Here is a 15,640-nt window from a genome sequence, read left to right as displayed (position 1 = left end):
CTGTCGTTTTTGAATCCACCGGGTGCCGGGGTTCGTAAGTTGGGAGCAACATCCACTTACAACCGCGACACCGCCCTTTGGGAGAGATCACGATGGAATACAGGCTTCACTGCACGCTGCTCGCGGCACTGGCGATGGGCGCCGCCGGGCTGGCCCAGGCCGGGACGGGCAAGCTGCTGCTCACCGGCGGCGTCAGCAGCATCGGCGGGTCGGCCGGCGGCGGGCTCACGCCCTGGGCCGTGATCGGCACGAACGCCACGGCGGGCGAGACCGGCTTCAGCGGCTACGCCACGCGGGCGGCCACGCAGGACTACGGCCTCACGGGCTATGGCGTGGCGCTGGGCCTGCACGACCGGGTGGAGCTGTCGCTGGCCCGGCAGGATCTTGATGCCTCGCCTGCGCTGGCGCTCAACGGCATCGCGCCCTTTGGCGTGGTGCCCGGCCAGCACATCCGGATGGATGTGGTGGGCATCAAGGTGAAGGTGGCGGGCGATGCCGTGCTGGATGCCGACAGCCTCATGCCGCAGATCGCCGTGGGCCTGGAGCACAAGCGCACGCACGCGGGCTCCATCGGGTCGGTGCTCGACTTCCTGGGTACAAGAACCAGCGGCACCGATGTGTATGTGAGCGCCACCAAGCTGCTGCTGGCGCAGAGCCTGCTCGTCAACGGCACCCTGCGCTACACCAATGCCAACCAGAACGGCCTGCTGGGCTTTGGCTCGGCCGCGCCGGGCAGGAACAGCCGCAGCCTGCAGCCCGAGTTCTCGATGGCCTACCTGCTGAGCAAGAACCTGGCGGTCGGCGCCGAGTACCGCTTCAAGCCCAACAACCTGCAGGCGCTGGGCGCGGCGGCCGGCCTGGGCGCCGCGCTGCGCGAGGACGACTGGAAGGACATCTTCATCGCCTGGGCACCCACCAAGAACGTGTCGCTCACGCTGGCGTATGTGGACCTGGGGCGCATCGTGCCGGGCATCACCAACAACCGCCGCCAGACGGGCTACTACCTGTCGGCCCAGGTCGCTTTCTGAGCCCGCTTCGGAGACCCCCATGACGATCAAACGCAACACCTTCTCTGCCCTGGCCCTGGCCGCCGCCTGCCTGTGGGCTCCAGCTGCCCTGTCGCAGCCTGCCCCGGCCACCTCCCCGGCGGCGCCCGCGGGCCTGTACCAGGCGCTGGGCGAAAAGCCCGGCATCACCCGCCTCATGGACGACTTCGTGGACCGTGTCGTGAGAGACCCGCGCATCGGCGGCCACTTCAAGGAGGCAAAGCCCCAGGCCCTCAAGGAAAGCCTGACCGACCAGGTCTGCCAGCTCAGCGGGGGGCCTTGCAAATATGAAGGCGCTGACATGAAATCGGCCCATGCCGACATGGACATCCACAAGGGCCACTTCCATGCCCTCGTGGAGGTGCTGCAAAGCGCCATGGATGCCCAGGGCATACCCTTCGCCCAGCAAAACCGGTTGCTGGCCCTGCTCGCACCCATGCACCGGGACGTGATCACCATCCACTGACGCCATGATGAAAAATACTATTATTTCGATAGCTATCAGCGCTTTATCGGTAAGCGCTAGCGCCGGAAATGTTCAAATCCAGGTGCTGGACCGCGAGGGCCGGCCCGTGCCCGATGCGGTGGTGGTGGTGTACCCCGGCGCCACGGCCGGCACGCCCCCGAGCCTGCTGCAGGCCAGCCCCACCATCGAACAGGAGAAGATGCGCTTCGTGCCCGCCTTGACCGTGGTGGCCCCCGGCACCACCGTGCGCTTCACCAACCAGGACCGGTGGGACCACCATGTGCGCGGCAACCCCGCCACGGTCGCGGCCGCCGCGGCGCCGGGCGGCACCAACCCCGGCTTCGAGCTGCGCCTGGCGGGCAAGACCGATGGCAAGCCCTCCAACTTCGCCGACGTGAAGCTCGACACGCCCGGCGTGGTGCTGCTGGGCTGCCATCTGCACGGCTCCATGCGCGGCCATGTGTTCGTGACCGATTCGGCCTGGGCCCTCAAGACCGACAGCGACGGCATTGCCCGCTTCCCCGCCGTGCCCGAAGGTGCCGCCCAGGTCCGCGTATGGCATGCGGAGCAGCTGGTGGACCTGCCGCGCAAGGCCCTGAACGTGGCGCCCGGCCCGGTGCTCGACACCGTGCAGCTCAGCGTGGTGCCGCGCGTGCGCCGCGCCCCGCCCGCCGCGCCCCCGGGAGGCCCCATGGGTTCGTACAGCCAGGCGCCCGCGGGCGGCGCCCACCTGCACCCCGGCAGCTGACCCGCCACCACGGCGGGTGGTCCACCGGATGGCGGGCCAGCGGGCAGGCCGGCGCCCCGTGGGCCGTGCCGGCCCTTCGCTTCCTCAGCCCGGCAGCTTCAGGCCGCCCGGTCCCGAGGGAATGGTGTTGGCGCTGCTCTTGTTGCCCGCGGCCGGCGCGCCCACGTTGTCCACCTTCACGCTCCCGGCGGGGGCATTGAGGTACAGGTAGAGCGCCTGTGCATCCACATCGCTGAGCTGGCCCAGCGACTCGAACGGCATGACCTGGATGGGCGTGCCGTCCGGCCGCTTGCCGGTGCGCAGCATGGCGACGAAGCTCGCCGCCGTGGGGTAGCGCGCCAGGGCGCTGTCGGCGCCGGGGCGGATGTCGGCGGCAGCGGGCCAGTCGGGCGGTCCGCCCGGAATCTTGCCGCCCTCCAGCGTGGCGCCGTGGCAGCCGATGCACATGTTGGCCACGTACTGGCCGTTGGCCAGTGTCACGCCGGCTGGCACGGGGCGTGACGGAGCGAGCTGGTGGTCGATGCGCGCCGCCGCGTCGGGGATGGCGCCCAGGCCGTACAGCACCCAGGCGGGGCGGGGCAGCTCCACCACCGCCTGCGTGCCCTCCTGGGGCTTGAGCTGGCGCACATACGACACCAGGGCATTCAGGTCGTCGTTGGTGAAGCGGTTGTAGTCCTCGCTGGGCATCACCAGCACGGGGCGGCCGTTGGGCTTCACGCCATGGCGGATCACGCTGTTCCAGTCCTCGGGCTGGTAGCGCGCCACCACGCCGGCGGGCGTGATGTTGGGCCCGATGATGCGCGTGCCCTTGCCGTCGTTGACGAATTCGCGGCCCGTGCCCTGCGCGCCGTGGCAGTCGGTGCAGCCGCGCGATGCATACAGGTAGCGCCCGCGCTCGATGGTCTGCGCACCGGTGGTGTAGGCCACGGGCCGGGGCTTGATGTCGATGTAGCGGTTGCGCTTTTGCTCGGCCAGATACAGGCCGCTGGCCGCCGTGGCGGCAACGATGGCGCTCAGCAGCAGCGCGCCGCCGGCGGTCCATTTGATCCAGCGTTTCATGGGGGGTCCCTCTTCTTCGAATGAATGATTGGCGTGTCCAGGCGCCGGATTCTGAATTCGAAGAAGCGGTTTGTGCCACCCGCCGCCGCAAGGCGTGGCGGGGCCGGTGACATTTGTCACAAACGGCCCGCCGGTGTGGGGGGCCGCGAAGGTTCAGCGCTCGATGGTCTTGTTCCAGCGCGTGTTCCAGGCCGGGCGGTTGGCGTTCACGCTGTCCCAGTCCAGCGTCACGGCGTTCTTCATCCACTGGCTGATCTGCGCCACTTGCGCCGCGCCTTCGCCCACGGCCGGGGCCTTGGGGTTGGTGGGGATCTGCGCGCCGAACTGCAGCACGTTGGCCTGCGCCAGCGGGCTCAGCAGGAACTCGGCCAGCTTCTGCGCCAGCTCGGGCTCGCTGTTCCTGGCGATCACGCACTGGCCGGTCATCAGCACCACCGAGCCCTCCTTGGGCTGTGCGTATTCCACGGGAATGCCCTTGGACTTGAGCGCGGCCACGGCCGTGGGCGTGAGCGGGAACAGCGCGGCCTCGCCGGTCTGCACCATCTCGGAGATCTTGGCCGAGCTCGGGATGTATTCGAGCACATTGGGGCCGATGGTCTTGGCCCAGTTGTTGAAGCCCGGTTCCACGTTCTTGTCGTTGCCGCCCTGGATGCGGTTGAACATCAGGAAGCCGTGCAGCCCGAACGACGACGACGGCATGGACTGGAACACCACCTTGCCCTTGTACTTGGGGTCCGCAAAGTCCATCCACGAGGTGGGCGCGGCCCAGCCCTTTTCGGTGAACATCTTGGTGTTGTAGGCGATGCCGGTCATGCCCAGGCTCACGCCGCTGGCCAGGTCGTCCTTGAAGCGGGCCGCTGGGTAGATGTCGTTCAGGTGCGGGTTGGGGCGCTGCTTCTCGCACAGCCCCATGCCCATGGCGCGCACCATGATGCCGTCATCGAGGAACATCACGTGCATCTGCGGCTTGTCCTTGTTGGCCTGGGCTTTGGCCAATATGTCCGAGGACGTGCCCGGCACCACCACGACCTTCACGCCGTGCAGCTTCTCGAACGCCGGGAACACGTACTGGGTGTACGCCTTCTCCATGGTGCCGCCGTTCATGCCGATGTACAGCGTCTTGGGGGTCTGTGCCACGGCTGCGCCGCTGGCGGCCAGGGCCGTGGCAGCGGCCGCAGCCAGCAGGCCGCGGCGCAGGGAAACGTTCGGGCGGAAAGCGAAGTTCATGGTGATTGCCTTTCGGGTGGGAGGGGGTGGGGAGAGGTCGGCGGGCTCAGTGGGCCTGCGCTGTGGTTGTTGTGGGCGTGGCGCCCGCGGCGGGCGCTGGCGGCGTGTCAAAGCGAGCCAGGGAAAACGCGTCGATCGGCGTGCTGGTGTGCCCGTCGCGCGCCAGTTCGGCCAGCACTTCGCCCACGGCGGGGCCGATCTGAAAGCCCGCGCCCGCAAAGCCGAAGCCATGGATCAGGCCGGGCGTGGTGCGGCTCTTGCACAGCACGGGCTGGCGGTCGGGCAGGTAGCCCTCGGTGCCGCTCCAGGTGCGGATGAAGTGCGCGTGCTTCAGCGCGGGCAGCAGCTCGACCGCCTGCACGGTGAGCGACGCGATGGCACTGCGCTCCGAGCGCGCGCGGTCGCCGTCGAGCCAGAAGCCCGACCCGCCGCCCAGCACCAGGTTGCCGCGCGCCACCTGGCGGCAGTAGATGCCGCCGCCTTCCACGCCCAGGCTCCATTGCATGAAATAGGGCAGGGGCTCGGTGACCATCATCGCGGGGTGGCCGGAGCGCAGCGGCACCGGCTCGCCGAACTGCTCGGCCATGGCACCGGCCCAGGCGCCCGCGCAGTTGAGCACCACCGGGGCACTGACCTCCAGTGCCGTGCCCGAGTGCAGCGTGAACAACTGTCGGCCGTCGTGTTCGATGCGTGTGAGCGGCGAGCGCTCGAAGATCTGCGCGCCGGCGCGTTGGGCTGCCAGCGCGAACGCGGGCGACACCAGGCGCGGGTTGGCCTGCCCATCGTCCACGCACAGCGAGCCGCCCACCGCCTTGCCGCCCAGCCAGGGGCACTGCGCCCGCAGGCGCTCGCCGCTGATCAGCTCGATGCCCAGGTCGAAGTCCCGGCTCTGGTGGGCGTAGTGCTCCAGCGCGGCCATGTCCGCCTCGCTGCGCGCGATCTTGAAATGCCCGGTGCGGGCGTACTCGCCATCGGTGCCGATCAGTTCGGGCAGGCGCGCCCAGATCTGGTGGGCGCGCTGCGCCAGGGGCAACTGGCTCAGGGGTCGCCCCTGGCGGCGCACACCGCCGTAGTTCACGCCGCTCGAGCGCGAGCCGCAGCGATCGCGCTCGAGCAGCACGACATCGACGCCCTGGCGGCGCAGGGCCAGCGCGGCCGATGCACCCACGATGCCGCCGCCCACGATGGCGACGTCGGTCTTGACGGTCCGAGGCGTGCTGCTGTTCATGCGCTGGCTCCCGCGTCGGTGGCCTGCCGTGCCTGCAGGTGGATCGGTATCGGCTTGATCGGCGCCTGTCCGCGCAGCCGGCCCACCCGCTCCACGGGCTGGCCGGTGGCCTGCGCCAGGATCTCGGCCGCGGCCACGCCGCAGCTGCGGCCCTGGCAGCGGCCCATGCCCACGCGGGTGAGCGCCTTCAGTCGGTTCATCTCGTCGGCACCGGTCTCGCGCACGCAGGCGCGCAGCTCGCCCGCCGTGATGTTCTCGCAGCGGCACACCACCAGCGCATCGGGCGCTTGCGCGGCCCAGTCGGTGGGGAAGGGAAAGGCGCGTTCCAGCCCCTGGCGAAACCGCATCAGGCGGTGAAGCTGCCCCTGCAGCGCCTGCATGCGCGCCGCATCCACGGCCGTCCCGTGGTCCTGCAGCAGCGCCAGCGCGGCCAGCTCGCCGGCCCACTCGGCCGCGTCGGCGCCCAGGATGCCCGCGCCGTCGCCCGCCAGGTACACGCCTCGCACGCTGCTGCGGCCCGCGGCATCGCGCTCGGGCAGGTGGGCGCGGTGCATCGGTGCCCAGGCAAAGCGGCAGCCCAGCAGGTCGGCCAGTTGTGTTTCGGAGCGCAGCGCGTAGCCAAAACCCACGGCGTCGCAGCTGAGCGTGTGTTCGCGCCCGGCACCATCGGCCCACACCACGCCCGCCACGCGGCCGTCGCCCAGCACGCGCACGGGGCGGATGCCGCTGTGGATGGGCACGCCGTGCGCGCGCAGCCAGCCCACGTAGTAGACGCCCTTGGCGAACACCGCAGGCTGCGTGAGCATGGCGGGCACGGCGGCCAGCTGGTCGGCAAAGCGCGCGGTGTCGAGCACCGCAGCGACCACGGCGCCCGCCTTGGCGTACTGGTAGGCCACCAGGTACAGCAGCGGGCCCGTGCCCATCAGCACCACCCGGCTGCCGATGGCGCAGCCCTGGAACTTGAGCGCCACCTGCGCGCCGCCCAGCGTGTAGACGCCCGGCAGCGTCCAGCCCGGCACGGGCAGCACGCGGTCGGTGGCGCCGCTGGCCACGATGAGCTGGCCGTACGCCACGGTGCGCGTGGTCTGCGTGGGGCCGTGCAGCACATCCAGCAGGCCGCCTTGCGCATTCCACACCAGGCTGTCGGGCTGGTAGTGGATCTGTGCGTGCAGGCCGTCCAGCGTGCCGTGCAGTGCGGTGGCACGCGCGGCCTCGGTGCCGTACAGCGTGGCGGGGGTGCGCTTGAAGTGGGCGGGCGGGCGGCGGTAGATCTGCCCGCCGCCGCGCGCGGCTTCGTCGATCAGCACAGGGCGCACGCCGTGCGCCGCCAGCGTCTGCGCGGCGCGGATGCCGGCGGGGCCTGCACCCACGATCACGGGTTGCAAAGCAGGCTTCGTCGTCATGGCTGGCCCCCGCTGGCAAAGGTGGCCGCGTCGGCGGGTTCGGTGCGCAGCGCCATGCCGGGGGTGATGAAGGTGCTGCAGGCGCGCAGGCGCTCGCCGCTGTCGGTCAGCACCCAGCAGTCCTGGCAGGCACCCATCAAACAGAAGCCTGCGCGCGGCTCGTGGCTGAACTCGTTGCGGCGCAGTTGCGCATGCTGCGTGAGGATGGCCGTCAGCACCGTATCGCCCTGAAGAGCGGTGGCGGATTGGCCGTTGATGGTGAAGTGCACGGGCGCACGGCTCTTCTCGACCACGCGGTGCAGCAAGGCAGGGCTGGAACTCATGTTTTCGGTGCTCATCTACTTCCGGCCCACGAGGACGCGGTCCAGTCCATACACACGGTCCAGCAGCACCATGGCGCACGCCGTCACGGCCACCATCAGCGCCGACACGGCCGCCATCAGCGGGTCGATGGATTCGGTGGCGTACATGTACATGCGCACCGGCAGCGTCACCGTGCTGGGCGAGGTGACGAAGATCGACATGGTCACTTCGTCAAAGCTGTTGATGAAGGCCAGCATCCACCCGCCCGTCACGCCCGGCAAAATCATGGGCAGCGTGATGCGCGTGAACACCGTGGCCTGGCTGGCGCCCAGCGACAGGGCTGCGTGCTCCGCGCTGCGGTCGAACCCCACCAGCGCCGCCACCACCAGGCGCAGCGTGTACGGCGTGACGATGAGCGCGTGCGCCACCACCAGCCAGCCAAAGCTGCCCGTGCCGCCGATCAGCGCGAACAGGCGCAGCAGGGCCACGCCCAGCACCAGGTGCGGAATGATCAATGGCGACAAAAACAGCCCATTGAGAAAGCCGCGCCCGGGAAAGTCGTAGCGCGTGATCGCAATGCCCGCGGGCACTGCCAGCACCGTGGCCAGCGTGGCCGACGCCAGGGCCAGCCACAGGCTGTTCCAGAACGACTGCATGAAGTCCGGGTGGTCGAACACCGCCTTGAACCAGCGCAGCGAGAACTCGGTGGTGGGCAGCGTGAGCGTGTTGTGCGGCGTGAAGGCGACGATGCACACCACCAGCAGCGGGGCCAGCATGAAGGTGATGACGAGCGCGTTGAACGCGAGGGCGATGGGGCCGTTTTTTTGCATGGATCAGGACTCCCGCCGGGCCGCCCCAAGGGAGGCCTGCGCCCCCTCGGGGGGCAGCGAATACACGAAGTGATGGAGCGTGGGGGTGGTCATACTTACCCGAGAGATTTTTTGTACCGGCCTTCAACCAGGCGGTTGTAGCTCAGCATCACCACCAGGTTGGCCACCAGCAAGGTCAGCGCAATGGCGGCGCCCAGCGGCCAGTTCAGCTCGTGCAGGTACTCGTCGTACACCACCGTGGCCACCATCTTCAGCCGCCGCCCGCCCAGCAGGCCGGGAATGGCGAACGAGCTGGCGGCCAGGCCGAACACGATCAGGCTGCCTGACAAGATGCCCGGCAGCACCTGCGGCAGCACGATGCGCCGCAAGGTGGTGAAGGGCGAGGCCTGCAGCGACAGCGCGGCGTTTTCCACGCCCGGGTCCAGCTTCTGCAGTGATGTCCACACGGGGATCACCATAAAGGGCAGCATCACGTGCACCAGCGCCACCACCACGGCGATCTCGGTGTAGAGCATCTTCACCGGGCCGATGCCCACCAGGCCGAAGGCAGCGTTCACCAGCCCCTCGGGGCCGAGCAGCATGCTCCAGCCAAAGGCCCGCACCACCACCGACACAAGCAAGGGCGCCAGCACCACCAGCAGCAGGATGGAGCGCCACGGGTTGCGCATGCGGCTGAGCACATAGGCCTCGGGCGCGCCGATGGCCACGCAGATCAGCGTGACCAGCCCGGCGATCCAGAACGTGCGCCAGAAGATCGCGTGGTAGTACGAATCGGCAAACACATGGCGGTAGTGCTCCAGCGTGAACTCGCCCGCCTTCACCCCCGTGGCCGGGTCGAACGCGTTGAAAGACAGCACCGCCGTGAGCGCCAACGGCACCAGCAGCAGCACGGTGAACAGCAGCAGCGCCGGGCCGGACAGCCACCAGGGCATGGCCTTCCTGCCCAGCAGCGGGTGGGGTGCTGAGGACAGGGTCGATGGGATGGCTGTCATGGCGTGGCCTCGGCCTCGGCGCCTGCCGTTGCGGCTTCATCGGCGGGCAGCAGGCGCATGCAGTGGTCGGGCCAGTCCAGGCCGGTGCGGTCGCCTTCGTCCAGCGCGTTGCGGCCGTCGTTGGGCGCCAGCACCATCAGGTCGCCCATGGGGGTGTCCACGCGGTACAGCCACTGGCTGCCCAGAAAGAAGCGTTCGCGCACCTCGCCGCCGATGCGGCCCTGCACCGCAGGCACCAGCTGCAGTTTTTCGGGCCGCACGCTCAGCAGCACGGCCGCGCCGGGGCGAAACTGCGCGCCGTCCACCCGCACCTCGATGGGCCCCGCGCCCACGTGGGTGTGCGTGTTGTTGGCCGAGGTCACCTTGCCGGGCACCAGGTTGGCCTTGCCCACGAAGGTGGAGATGAAGCGGGTGCGCGGGTGCTCGTACACGCGGTGCGGGTGGTCGATCTGCGTGGCGCGGCCGGCCTCCATCACCACCACGCGGTCGCTGATGGACATGGCCTCGCTCTGGTCGTGCGTGACCATCACCGTGGTGGTGCCCACCTTACGCTGGATCTGGCGCAGCTCGAACTGCATCTCCTCGCGCAGCTTGGCGTCCAGGTTGGACAGGGGCTCGTCCAGCAGCAGCACGGGGGGCTCGATGACCAGTGCGCGCGCCAGGGCCACGCGCTGGCGCTGGCCGCCCGACAGTTCGCGGGGGTAGCGCGTGGCGTGCGCCTCCAGGTGCACGAGGCCCAGGGCCTGGGCCACGCGGTCCTTGCGCTCGGCCTTGGGCACCTTGCGCATCTCCAGGCCAAAGCTCACGTTGTCGGCCACCGTCATGTGCGGAAAAAGCGCATAGCTCTGGAACACGATGCCCAGCCCGCGCGTGTTGGCTTTGGCGTGGGTGATGTCGCGCCCGTCCAGCTGGATGCGGCCGCTGCTCACCGCCTCGAAGCCCGCCACCATCTGCAAGGTAGTGGTCTTGCCGCAGCCCGAGGGGCCGAGCAGGGAGACGAATTCGCCTTTTTCCACCGTGAGGTTCATGGACTGCACCGCGCAGGTGCTGCCGTAGAACTTGGTCACATCACTGAGCTTCAGGAAGGACATGGGGGCCTTTCTTCGGATTCCGGTTTCCTGCCATGCGCGTGCTCCGAGCGGCGCGCGCATGGATGTCTTTGTGCCGGGCTGCCTCTGCTGAACAAGGTGGCTTACCACTGCTGCACCGCCGTGGTGCATGGGGTCGTTCAGGATGGAGAGCCTTGGCGTTTTCAGTTCACTCTATTGCAACAACCGAACCAGATCGCACCGGGTATTCCATTAATCAGAATTTTTCTTTAAATTATTCCGATGGTTGGAATGTGATGGGTAGAATGAAGCCCATCTATTCCGCAGGAGCGATGCATGGAAGCAGCAACCGCAGGCACGGGCGGCGTACCCCGGGTCTTTGCCCTCATCCGCGCCCTGGTGGCCGTGCAGGCCGAGGGGGGCCGGGTCACCCAATTGGCGCGTGCCATCGGTCTCACGCAGGGCACCACGCACCGTTTGCTGCAATCGCTGGTGGCAGAAGGCATGGTCGAGCAGGACGAGCGCAGCAAGCTCTACCGGCTGAGCATGGACTTCTTCGCCCTGGCGGCCCGCGCCGGCAACCCGGGCGACCTGCGCAGCCTGTGCCGCCCGGCGCTGCTGCGTCTGTGCGGCAGCCTGGGTGACAGCATCTTTTTGCTGGCGCGCAGCGGCTTCGACGCCATCTGCCTGGACCGCAGCGAGGGGCCCTTCCCGATCCGTTCGTTCACCGGCGACATCGGTGGCCGCGTGGCGCTGGGGGTGGGGCAGGGCGCGCTGGCCATCCTCGCGTTTCTGCCCGAGGCCGAGCGCGAAGAGGTCATCCGCTTCAACCTGTCGCGCGTGCGCGAGTACGGCGTGTACGACGAGGTGTATTTGCGCACCGAGATCGAGCGCGTGCGCCAGCAGGGCTACGCGGGCCGCAACACCGGCCTGCTCGAAGGCATGGCCGGTGTGGCCGTGCCCATCTGTGACCGCGAAGGCCGCGCCGTGGCGGCGCTGAGCGTGGGCACCATCGCCGACCGCCTGAACGCCGACCGCATGCCCACCGTGGTGGAGCTGCTCAAGCGCGAGGCGGCTGCCATCGGGCCCCGGATCAACCCCTTTGACGCCACCCTGCGCCGGCCTGCACAAAGCCTGGCGGGTTCGCCGCCAGCGCAGCGGGTGGTGCCCGGCGCGGACCGGGCGAGCGCATCCGACCCCCTGGACTGAGGTGCTGGCCTGGCGGCGCGCGGCCCGCGCTCGGCAAGTCCCGGCCGCCATCCGCGTGGCCCGCAGAAAAATGCGCTGGACAGCGTGGTGGCAGTCCGCCCCGCTATAGTCCGCGCTTCCCCTGGCGGTTTGCGTGCCGGCGATGCACGCCGTGTTGACCGACCCGCCTCTTCAAGACAAGAAAAAAACGAACACCATGGGCCTGCAGCAGACCACCCCCGAATACCTCGACCAATGCCGCGCCGCGCAGCGGGCTGAGCAGGAGCAATCCCTGGCGGCCACCAACGACTGGGCGCATGTGGACAAGCCTCAGGTGCATGCCGACTTCGCTGCGTTCTACCAGGAGCTGGGACCGCTGATCGATGCGCACGCCCCTGAATCCGAGGCCATCCAGGCCCTGATGGAAAAGCACTTTTCCATCGTCGCGCGTTTTTACGTGCCGTCGCGCGACGCTTATGTGGGCACCGTGCTGTTCTATGCCGACAATGCCGACATGAAGGCGTTTCACAATGCCTACCACCCGCGCATGGTGGAGTTCCTGGGCGACGCCGCGTTCGTCTACGCGCTGCAGAACCTGCAATAGCGCTCCCTGGAGGCCCATGCAACCCCATGCCACGCCGGCGCAGCCACCCGCGAGCGGCGCACTGGAACCCTTTGCTCCCGTGTGCGGCGCCCTGGCCGAAGCGCTGCGGGACGATGCGTTCTATCAGGCCGTCACCATCGACCACGCGGCCGACCCCGCCCTGCGGCACCGTGTGCTGGCCCACTACTTCGCGCTGGCCCTGGAAGAGGCCCGCGCCGTGGGCGAGGTGCATATGTCGGGCGCCGACGGCGCCGCCCTCTGGCTGACCCAGGAGGCCACGGCCAGCGCGCAGGCCCTGCACGGCGAGCGCCGCACCCAGGGGCTTTCCCGGCTGCTCGGGCCCGCAGGTTTCGCCAACTATGTGCGCATCGCCGCCGCCATGGAGGAGCAGGTGCCCGGCGACCTGCGGGGTGCGTGGTACCTGTCCATCCTGGGCGTGCGACCTGCTGCGCAGGGCCAGGGGCTGGCGCAGGGACTGCTGCGGCTGACGCTGGCCCGCGCAGACCTGGCGCGCGCCACCTGCTTTCTGGAAACCTTCAACCCGCTCAGCCTGCCGTTCTACCGGCGCCTGGGGTTCACGCGCACGGTGGAGTGCGTGGAACCGGTCTCCGGCCGCACGTACTGGCTGATGGTGCGCGAGGCCGCGCGGCGCCCCTGAAGGCGCGCAAGCCCAGGCACGCACGCCACCGCCCGCGCGGCGGGTTTCTGAAAGGTGGGGTTTCATCCCAGTAGCAAAGCCACCACCAATCACTTAGTATGGTCCGCAGAGGGGTAGAGGCCAGCCAGGCCGCCGATCTGTCCTGACGTTTGCTGGGTGTGCTGGTGGGTGGAAATGAATCGATGAAGCGTGATGTTCGCCTGGCAGTGCTGCTGCTGACCGTTGTGTACCTCTCGGTGGCTGCCGCCACCGCCTGGCAGATGTGGTCGGCGCGGGAGCGCTCGCTGGCCGAAATCGACACCCAGAACCTCAACCTGGCGCAGACCCTCAACACCTACACCGAAGGCGTCATCACGCAAAGCGCCATGCTGCTGCTGGGCATCGTGGAGCGGCTGGAGGAAGAGGGCACCGGCCCCCAGCACATGCAGCGCCTGCAGCGGCTGATCGACCAGCAGGAACATTTGCTGACCCAGCTCAATGGCATCGTCATCTATGGCGCCACCGGCGACTGGCTCATGTCTTCGGCCGGGCGCTTGCCGGCCCAGGCCAACAGCACGGACAGGGCCTTCTTTGCCCACCACCGCGACAGCGCGTCGCGCGAGCCCTTCATCGGGCCGGCCATCCGGAGCCGCTCCACCGGCGACTGGGTCATCACGATCAGCCAGCGCTTCGAGGACAAGGACAGGCGCTTTGGCGGCGTGGTGGTGGTGAGCCTGGGCATCAAGAGCTTTCTGGAGCTGTTCGGCAAGATCGACGTGGGCGACCAAGGCGCCATCGGGCTGTCGACCACGGGCGGGCAGATGCTCGTTCGCTATCCCTACCGCGAGCAGGACCTGGGCCGCGACTTCTCCAAATCGGCCAATTTCCAGCGCGTCTACTCCGGCGCCGTGTCGGGCACGGCCTCGTTCAAGTCCGGCATCGACGGAACGCAGCGGCTTTACGCCTTTCGCAAGAGCGACCGGTATCCCGTGGTCACCACCGTGGCGGTGGGCAAGGAAGAAGCCCTGTCCGGCTGGCGGCATCAGGCGCTGCTCACTGCGGCCGTCGTCGGTGCCTTGCTCCTGGGCATCGCGGTCATCGGCTGGCGGCTGCTGCTCGACATCCGCCGCCGGACCCGCGCCGAGGCCTCCCTCGTGGCTGCGCGCGAGGATCTGATGCGGGTGAACCAGAAGCTGGAGGCGCTGGCCGCGCAAGACCAGCTCACGGGCCTGGCCAATCGCCGCTGCTTCGACGAAACCCTGAACATGGAGTGCCGCCGCGCGAGCCGGCAGGGGACGCCGCTGTCCCTGCTGCTCATCGATATCGACTACTTCAAGGGTTTCAACGACACCTACGGCCATGTGGCGGGCGATGCCTGCCTGCAGGCGGTGTCGAAATGCCTGGTGCAGTACGCCAAACGCCCCGGTGACCTCGTGGCGCGCTACGGCGGGGAAGAACTGGCGATCATTCTTCCCGGCACGGATCTTCAGGGGGCGCGCATTGTGGCGGAGGTCGTGCGGGAGCGGATCGAGACGCTGGCCATCGCGCACAGCGGCAGCTCGTGGGGCTGCGTCACGGTGAGCGTGGGAGCCGCCACGATGGCAGGGCCTTACGCGCAGGGGTGCGAGCGGCAACTGATCGAGGCGGCGGATGGCGGGCTGTACCGGGCCAAGGCGTCAGGGCGCAATCGGGTGGAAGCGCCGTGAAGACGGGGTTCTTTCCGGATCACAAGGTCCTGGCGTAGAACGGAATCAGCTGGCCCATCGCGGCTTCCACATACTGGGGCACCCAGTAGGTCTCGATGTGCGTGGCGCCTTCGATCTTGAACAGTTCCTTGTCCTTCGCGCCCGTGGCCTTGGCGAACGCATCTTCGGTCATGCACAAGCTGTCAGCCTTGCTGCCCGCGATCATCAGCAGCGGTTGCTGGATCAGTTCGATCTCCTCGGTGGCATCCCAGCGCATCAGGTCCATCAAGCTGCTCGTGGTGTATTTGAACGTGGAGCCCGGATGCGCATGGGTGCGCCAGTAGTATTCGTAGCCCTGCCGGTACATCTCGAATGGCAACGCCGCAATCTGCGCATCCGTCATGTCGGCATCGCCCGAATAGAGAACCTTGCCTCCCGCCTTCTCCTGGGCGCGCGCATCCGACGCGTCCTTCAAGCGCTTCTGGATCGTATCCAGCTGGGAGTCGGAAAACCCGTTGCGGCGGACCCGTCCGGAGTTGAACATGCTGAGCGTCGCCAGCGTCTTGAAGCGCTTGTCTGACTTCGCTGCCGACAGCGCATAGCCGCCGCCACCACAAATGCCGAGCAGTCCCAGGCGCGCCGCATCGACACCTGGATAGCGGGTGATGAAGTCGGCCGCACCGTGAATGTCCTCCGTGCGAAATTGCGGCTTGTCCGTGCTGCGTGGCTGGCCGCCGCTGCCTCCCTGATACGCCGCGTCCATCGCGATCGTGATGTAGCCCTGCTCCGCCAGGTGCTGGGCATACAGGCCGGCGACCTGCTCCTTCACGCCGCCGTTCGGGTGCGCCACGACGATCGCGGGGTATTTCTTCTTGGGATCGTGGTTCGCCGGGGTGTAGACGTTGGCGACGATGTCCAGGCCGTTGAGCTTGTACTTCACCGGGCGGATGTGGACCTTGCCCGGCTCGTTCTTCGTGATCGCGCCGGCATAGACCAGCGTGAAGGGATTCTTGCTGCCGCCACCAGCGGCGACAGCGGAGGTGGGTGTGGCCATGGCGGGAACACCGATGGCGGCGGCTGAGATGGCAAGGGCCGAGGTCCCAAGGAACTCGCGGCGCTTTTCATTGACGGCTTCGTGTTTCATTCAAGCTCCAATCATTTTTGTGATCTGCCTG

16 protein-coding genes are annotated in these 15,640 nt (G+C 68.4%); 7 read left to right on the top strand and 9 right to left on the bottom strand.

Annotated features, from left to right (window positions below; translation table 11 throughout):
- Positions 1 to 92: 92 nt before the first annotated feature.
- The 3 genes from AC1RCS_RS07330 to AC1RCS_RS07320 are packed head-to-tail and all read left to right on the top strand — an operon-like array spanning position 93 to position 2,260.
- Complete coding sequence (locus AC1RCS_RS07330) at positions 93 to 1,028, top strand: DUF3034 family protein (RefSeq protein WP_492244166.1); 936 nt, start codon at positions 93 to 95, stop codon at positions 1,026 to 1,028.
- Positions 1,029 to 1,047: 19 nt separating this feature from the next.
- Positions 1,048 to 1,512 carry a group I truncated hemoglobin gene (locus tag AC1RCS_RS07325; protein WP_492244165.1) on the top strand — a complete coding sequence of 155 codons (465 nt, stop codon included), beginning with the start codon at positions 1,048 to 1,050 and terminating at the stop codon, positions 1,510 to 1,512.
- A 7-nt stretch (positions 1,513 to 1,519) separates the two neighbouring features.
- Positions 1,520 to 2,260 (top strand): cupredoxin domain-containing protein, encoded by a 741-nt coding sequence (locus tag AC1RCS_RS07320; protein WP_492244257.1) that lies wholly within the window; start codon positions 1,520 to 1,522, stop codon positions 2,258 to 2,260.
- 84 nt (positions 2,261 to 2,344) lie between these two features.
- On the opposite strand, the gene AC1RCS_RS07315 is transcribed toward AC1RCS_RS07320, so the two are convergent.
- The 8 genes from AC1RCS_RS07315 to AC1RCS_RS07280 form a co-directional block, all read right to left on the bottom strand.
- The gene (locus tag AC1RCS_RS07315) at positions 2,345 to 3,319 is read right to left on the bottom strand and encodes a c-type cytochrome (RefSeq protein ID WP_492244164.1); all 975 of its coding nucleotides are present in this window, start codon (positions 3,317 to 3,319) and stop codon (positions 2,345 to 2,347) included.
- Positions 3,320 to 3,472: 153 nt separating this feature from the next.
- Complete coding sequence (locus tag AC1RCS_RS07310) at positions 3,473 to 4,546, bottom strand: ABC transporter substrate-binding protein (protein WP_218295638.1); 1,074 nt, start codon at positions 4,544 to 4,546, stop codon at positions 3,473 to 3,475.
- A gap of 46 nt (positions 4,547 to 4,592) precedes the next feature.
- A complete protein-coding gene (locus tag AC1RCS_RS07305; RefSeq protein ID WP_492244163.1) occupies positions 4,593 to 5,774 on the bottom strand; it encodes an NAD(P)/FAD-dependent oxidoreductase in 1,182 nt (393 codons plus the stop codon).
- Positions 5,771 to 7,177: an FAD/NAD(P)-dependent oxidoreductase gene (locus AC1RCS_RS07300; RefSeq protein WP_492244162.1), complete on the bottom strand. Its 1,407-nt coding sequence runs from the start codon at positions 7,175 to 7,177 to the stop codon at positions 5,771 to 5,773. The genes AC1RCS_RS07305 and AC1RCS_RS07300 overlap by 4 nt, the downstream gene beginning before the upstream one ends.
- Complete coding sequence (locus tag AC1RCS_RS07295) at positions 7,174 to 7,500, bottom strand: (2Fe-2S)-binding protein (RefSeq protein ID WP_492244161.1); 327 nt, start codon at positions 7,498 to 7,500, stop codon at positions 7,174 to 7,176. The genes AC1RCS_RS07300 and AC1RCS_RS07295 overlap by 4 nt, the downstream gene beginning before the upstream one ends.
- A 15-nt stretch (positions 7,501 to 7,515) precedes the next feature.
- On the bottom strand, positions 7,516 to 8,310 hold the full coding sequence (locus AC1RCS_RS07290; protein ID WP_369643025.1) for an ABC transporter permease: 795 nt from the start codon (positions 8,308 to 8,310) through the stop codon (positions 7,516 to 7,518).
- Positions 8,311 to 8,405: 95 nt separating this feature from the next.
- A complete protein-coding gene (locus AC1RCS_RS07285) occupies positions 8,406 to 9,302 on the bottom strand; it encodes an ABC transporter permease (RefSeq protein WP_492244160.1) in 897 nt (298 codons plus the stop codon).
- Entirely contained in the window at positions 9,299 to 10,393 is a 1,095-nt protein-coding gene (locus AC1RCS_RS07280) for an ABC transporter ATP-binding protein (RefSeq protein WP_218295632.1), read from the bottom strand. The genes AC1RCS_RS07285 and AC1RCS_RS07280 overlap by 4 nt, the downstream gene beginning before the upstream one ends.
- Positions 10,394 to 10,687: 294 nt before the next feature.
- Here AC1RCS_RS07280 and AC1RCS_RS07275 point away from each other — a divergent pair, with 294 nt between their 5' ends.
- The 4 genes from AC1RCS_RS07275 to AC1RCS_RS07260 all read left to right on the top strand — a co-directional run bounded on the left by AC1RCS_RS07275 (position 10,688) and on the right by AC1RCS_RS07260 (position 14,486).
- The gene (locus tag AC1RCS_RS07275; RefSeq protein ID WP_492244159.1) at positions 10,688 to 11,560 is read left to right on the top strand and encodes an IclR family transcriptional regulator; all 873 of its coding nucleotides are present in this window, start codon (positions 10,688 to 10,690) and stop codon (positions 11,558 to 11,560) included.
- 154 nt (positions 11,561 to 11,714) lie between these two features.
- Positions 11,715 to 12,143 carry a TipAS antibiotic-recognition domain-containing protein gene (locus tag AC1RCS_RS07270; protein WP_255594729.1) on the top strand — a complete coding sequence of 143 codons (429 nt, stop codon included), beginning with the start codon at positions 11,715 to 11,717 and terminating at the stop codon, positions 12,141 to 12,143.
- A 16-nt stretch (positions 12,144 to 12,159) separates the two neighbouring features.
- A complete protein-coding gene (locus AC1RCS_RS07265; RefSeq protein ID WP_492244158.1) occupies positions 12,160 to 12,801 on the top strand; it encodes a GNAT family N-acetyltransferase in 642 nt (213 codons plus the stop codon).
- A gap of 182 nt (positions 12,802 to 12,983) precedes the next feature.
- A complete protein-coding gene (locus AC1RCS_RS07260; RefSeq protein WP_218340080.1) occupies positions 12,984 to 14,486 on the top strand; it encodes a sensor domain-containing diguanylate cyclase in 1,503 nt (500 codons plus the stop codon).
- Positions 14,487 to 14,505: 19 nt separating this feature from the next.
- On the opposite strand, the gene AC1RCS_RS07255 is transcribed toward AC1RCS_RS07260, so the two are convergent.
- Positions 14,506 to 15,609, bottom strand: coding sequence for an alpha/beta hydrolase (locus AC1RCS_RS07255; RefSeq protein ID WP_492244157.1), 1,104 nt, complete (start codon positions 15,607 to 15,609; stop codon positions 14,506 to 14,508).
- Positions 15,610 to 15,640 lie beyond the last annotated feature (31 nt).

It is taken from the genome of Acidovorax sp. GW823-FHT01C06, from assembly GCF_058798375.1.
This window is presented reverse-complemented; position numbering and strand designations above follow the sequence as displayed.